Below are 812 nucleotides of genomic sequence, written 5' to 3'. Positions count from 1 at the left end.
GGCCGCACCGGCGAAGAACAGCCAGGCGATCAGGCCGGTATAGACGTGCAGTGGATAGGGCAGGCTGCCACGGTGCAGCTTCAGGACCAGCCCGAAGATCAGCACGTAGACCAGCATCTCCGAGAGCGGCTTGATCAGGAACCAGGCGCGCCCGAGCGTGAAGGCGCGGTAGCGGCCCTTGAGCTCGCGCCCGGCCAGATAGCGGATCAGGTGCCGGTACACCCAAAGGTCCCGCCACATCGTGGCGAGGTCTGCCACGCTCTTGTGCTCGATCACGAGAGTCGGCTGCGTCTGTTCCTGACGCGGCGACTGGATGACTGCCATGGACGGGGGACTCTCGATCTCTAATCGGGTCGCACGCGCCGGCCGCAAGGCGCCCGGAGCGGCAATTCTACCTGGGCGTGTCCGGCGCGATTGACAGCGCGCCTATCGCATGATCCTAGGCGGACATCAATTCCCCCCGCGCGTCCGGGTCACGGGCGCCAGGAGTTTCCGTCCTTGCTGCAGCGCCTGTTCCGCCGGCTCAAGGCCGAGGCGGCCCCGATCCGTGCCGCCGCCCAGGGTGCCCTGGTCGACTGGGCCAGCCTGATCGAGAAGGACCGCGCCCTGTGGGAGCGGGCCACGCGCCGGTCCCACAAGGGCAAGTCGGTCCTGATCGCCACCAACACCGGCGGCCACGCCCTGGTGACGCTCCTGGAAAGCGTGCTGGCGGTCTCCCTGGCATTGCGTGGCGCCAAAGTCCATCATCTGTTGTGTGATGCGGCTCTGCCGGGCTGCCTGCAGGCGATGTGGACCAACCTCAAGGGGCCCGA

1 protein-coding gene and 1 pseudogene are annotated in these 812 nt (G+C 67.6%); one reads left to right on the top strand and one right to left on the bottom strand.

Annotation, left to right across the window (positions count from 1 at the left end):
• Positions 1 to 324, bottom strand: a 324-nt coding sequence (locus EQG76_RS15125; RefSeq protein ID WP_407925541.1) for an ABC transporter permease, incomplete at its 3' end; no start/stop codon positions are given.
• Between the two features lie 174 nt (positions 325 to 498).
• Here EQG76_RS15125 and EQG76_RS15120 point away from each other — a divergent pair.
• Positions 499 to 812, top strand: a pseudogene (locus EQG76_RS15120) (hypothetical protein); the annotation flags it as partial.

The sequence above is a fragment of the Geminicoccus flavidas genome, assembly GCF_009806515.1.
In the GTDB taxonomy this organism is placed as follows: domain Bacteria; phylum Pseudomonadota; class Alphaproteobacteria; order Geminicoccales; family Geminicoccaceae; genus Geminicoccus; species Geminicoccus flavidus.
This window is presented reverse-complemented; position numbering and strand designations above follow the sequence as displayed.